The organism is Cellulomonas iranensis NBRC 101100 = JCM 18110, from assembly GCF_001552375.1.
GTDB lineage: Bacteria > Actinomycetota > Actinomycetes > Actinomycetales > Cellulomonadaceae > Cellulomonas > Cellulomonas iranensis.
On record NZ_BCRB01000158.1, the window covers coordinates 1 to 3,537 of the forward strand.

Sequence of the window (3,537 nt, forward strand, 5' to 3'; positions counted from 1 at the left end):
CGTGCCGCCGCCCGTGGCCCCGCCCGCCTCGACGGGTCCGCCGATCGCGGCGGGGGCCGGGGGCACCGGCGCGCCGCCGCCGGACGCGCCGCCCGAGCCGCCGGAGATCCGCCCGGCGACCTCGTCGGCGACGGCCGCACCGATGCGCTCGCCGAACGTGCCGCCGCCGACCGCGTGGCCGACGGCCCCGCCGACGACGCCGCCGACGACCTGGCCGAGCGTGCCGCCCGGGTCCTTGACGATGCCGGTCGCGATCGAGCCCGCGGAGACACCGGTGCTGCCGGCACCGGTCGCACCGCCGCCGGGCTCGGTGCGGGCCACGGGTGCGGTGGGCGTCGTGACGCCCGCTCCCCCGCCGCCGGCGCCGTTGACGTGCACCGTGATCGAGCCGATCGACACCGGCACGACGACCTGCGCACCGGCACCGGCCGCACCGCCGCCGGGCTGCGAGGGCCGCACCGCCGGGTCGGGCGCCGCGAGCACGGGCGCGTTCACGGTCGAGGCCTTCGGCAGCTGCACGGGCGTGAACCGCGCGTCGGGGATGTGCACGGTCGGGGTGTCCGCGCTCGTGTCCTTCTGCGTCTGCGAGACCAGCGCGAGCACCTGGGCGAAGCCGCGCAGGTACTTGGCGACGGTCTGGACCCACGGGATGACCACGGCGCGCAGGTAGCGGGCGAACGCGGCCGCCCAGCCGGTCCACGACATCGCCTCGAGCGCCGCGGCGAGCACGCGCAGCGCGGTGACGACGTCGTCGGCGAACTCGGCCGCGTCGGTCATGGTCCGCACGATGCGGTCGAGCCCGTCGACGTCGGACCCGCGGAACGTGCCGCTCTGCTGGAGCTGGGTCATCGGGTGCCTCCTGCGGTGGGCCGGACGGTCCGGCGGGGCTGCTGCGGGTGGGTCGTGCGAGGCGCTGCGGTGCGCCGGGGTGCGGGGCGTCGGCGCTGTCTCGACGCTAGGGAGCGGGCGGGCGGCCCGGCCAGCGTCGGCGGGGTGGAAGGTTCCGCCGCGCGGCCGGTCAGCGGCTCGCGTCCTCCTGCATCTGGGCACGCCGGTCGAGCTCGACCGCGTTGGTGCGGATGTTCTCGGCGGCGGCCTGCAACTCGGGGCGCAGCGCGCCGTCCCACTCGCCGAGGAACCGCTGCGCGCCCGGCCCGGACCACTGGACCTGGCTCAGCAGCGAGCCGATCTGCCCGACGATGCGGTCGAGGTCGCCCGCACCCGTCTGCATCGCGCGGGCCTGCTGGCGGCTGTACTGCGGGTCGATGCCGTGGAAGGTGCTCTTGTCGTACATGGCGTGCTCCTCGCGTCGTCGGGCCGGTGCCCGGCACGCTAGGCAGCGCGCGGGCGCTCAGGACAGGGCGCCGGGGGTGGAACCTTCCGGGTTGAGGCCCGCGCCGCGGACGCGCGCGGCCTCCACGACGGCCAGGTCGTCGGCCGTGACGAGCCGCACCTCGGCCGCACGGCGCGCGACCGCGAACCGCACGTTCTGCGCGCGGCCGCCGGCCTGGGCGAACGGGTCGTCGGCGGGGCCGAACGCCATGCGCGCGACCACGCGGATCGCGTCGTCGACGCGCTGCGCGCGCTCGAGGTTCCACGCGTGCCCGCGCCACGCGAGCACGCGCTCGTAGATCTCGCGGTTCGACGCAGGCCGCGGGTAGTCGTCGTCGCCGACGAGCCACGGCTCGGCGAGCGCGAGCGCGACGTACCACTCGCGGGACCAGCGCTCGAGGCGCGGCGCGGGTGCGGTCACGGCGCCGTCGGGGTCGTGCTCGGGCACCCACGCGGGGCCCGCGTCGGGCTCGGCGGGCACCGACACGTCGACGACGAGCACGAGGTCGGTGTACTGCCCCGGGGCGGTCTGCCGCCCCCGCAGCAGCAGCACGTGGTTCTCGCCCTCGTCGAGCAGCGCGGCCATGCCGTCGGTGAGCGCGACGCGGCGCGCGCCGCCGGGCGCGTCGAACAGGCTCGAGAGCTGGGCCTCGGTCGAGCCGCGCCAGCGCAGCCGCACGACCTCCTCCCCCACGACGATCTCGCCGACGAGCCGCGACACGTGCGGTGCGGCGCGCGGCAGGGTCAGCGCGGTGCTGCGCAGCGCGGCGTCCGCGTCGGCGTCCGGGAGCGCGGCGTGCGGGTCGCGGCCGACGAGCAGCGTCTCGCCGGACCCGAGCACGACGGTGGGCACGCCGACGCCGCGCAGGGTCACCCGCAGCACGGGGTCCCCCTCACGTCAGGGCTGGGTGCGGGCGCGCCGTGGCGGCCCGTGCGGTCCGTGTGCATCTGTCGGAGTCTGTCCGACGCGCGCGGGCGGTTCACCCCTCCCGGACGTTCCCGGACGGTTTCGGACACGCTTTCACCCGATCCGACCAGCGGTGACGCCGCGCCGGGCTCGCGCGCGGACGGCACCGGCGACGGCCACGGCGCCGACGGCCGGCGCCGCGCTCAGCCGAGCACGGCACCCTTCGACGCGGACTGCACGAGCTTCTGGTACTTGCCGAGCACGCCGCGCGTGTACCGGGGTGCGAGCGGCGTCCAGCCCTCGCGGCGGGCCGCGAGCTCGGCGTCGTCGACGAGCAGGTCGAGCGTCGCGTGCGCGACGTCGAGGCGGATGCGGTCGCCGTCGCGCACGAACGCGATCGGTCCGGCGTCGACGGCCTCGGGCGCGATGTGCCCGACGCACAGGCCCGTCGTGCCGCCCGAGAACCGGCCGTCGGTCACGAGCAGCACGTCCTTGCCGAGGCCCGCGCCCTTGATCGCCCCGGTGATGGCGAGCATCTCGCGCATGCCGGGGCCGCCCTTGGGGCCCTCGTAGCGGATGACGACGACGTCGCCGGCCTGGATCGTGCCGTCCTCGAGCGCGTCGAGCGCGGCCCGCTCGCGCTCGAAGACGCGCGCGGTGCCCTCGAACACGTCGGAGTCGAAGCCCGCGGACTTCACGACCGCGCCCTCGGGGGCAAGCGAGCCCGAGAGGATCGTGATGCCGCCCGTGCGGTGGATCGGGTCGTCGAGCGCGCGCAGGATCTTGCCGTCGGGGTCGGGCGGCGCGATGTCGGCGAGGTTCTCGGCGACGGTGCGCCCCGTGACGGTGAGGCAGTCGCCGTGCAGGAGCCCCGCGTCGAGCAGCGCCTTCATGACGACGGGCACGCCGCCGACGCGGTCGACGTCGTTCATGACGTACCGGCCGAACGGCTTGAGGTCGCCCAGGTGCGGCACCTTCGCGGCGACGCGGCTGAAGTCGTCGAGCGTGAGGTCGACCTCGGCCTCGTGCGCGATGGCCAGCAGGTGCAGCACGGCGTTGGTGGACCCGCCGAACGCCATGACGACAGCGATCGCGTTCTCGAACGCCTCCTTGGTCATGATCTGCCGCGCGGTGATGCCGCGGCGCAGCAGCTCGACCACGGCCTCGCCCGAGCGCTGCGCGTACTGGTCGCGCCGACGGTCGGCCGACGGCGGCGCGGCCGAGCCGGGCAGCGACATGCCCATGGCCTCGGCGACGGACGCCATGGTGTTCGCGGTGTACATGCCGCCGCACGCGCC

At 76.3% G+C, this 3,537-nt stretch carries 3 protein-coding genes and 1 pseudogene; all 4 read right to left on the reverse strand.

What is annotated here, in order from left to right; all coding sequences use genetic code 11:
• A pseudogene (locus CS2_RS17890) lies at window positions 1-849 on the reverse strand (hypothetical protein); the annotation flags it as partial.
• A gap of 169 nt (window positions 850-1,018) precedes the next feature.
• Window positions 1,019-1,294: a hypothetical protein gene (locus CS2_RS17895; protein WP_070320984.1), complete on the reverse strand. Its 276-nt coding sequence runs from the start codon at window positions 1,292-1,294 to the stop codon at window positions 1,019-1,021.
• 57 nt (window positions 1,295-1,351) lie between these two features.
• On the reverse strand, window positions 1,352-2,215 hold the full coding sequence (locus tag CS2_RS17900) for a hypothetical protein (protein ID WP_070320985.1): 864 nt from the start codon (window positions 2,213-2,215) through the stop codon (window positions 1,352-1,354).
• Window positions 2,216-2,442: 227 nt separating this feature from the next.
• Window positions 2,443-3,537, reverse strand: a 1,095-nt coding sequence (locus CS2_RS17905; protein WP_174524320.1) for a dihydroxy-acid dehydratase domain-containing protein, incomplete at its 5' end; no start/stop codon positions are given.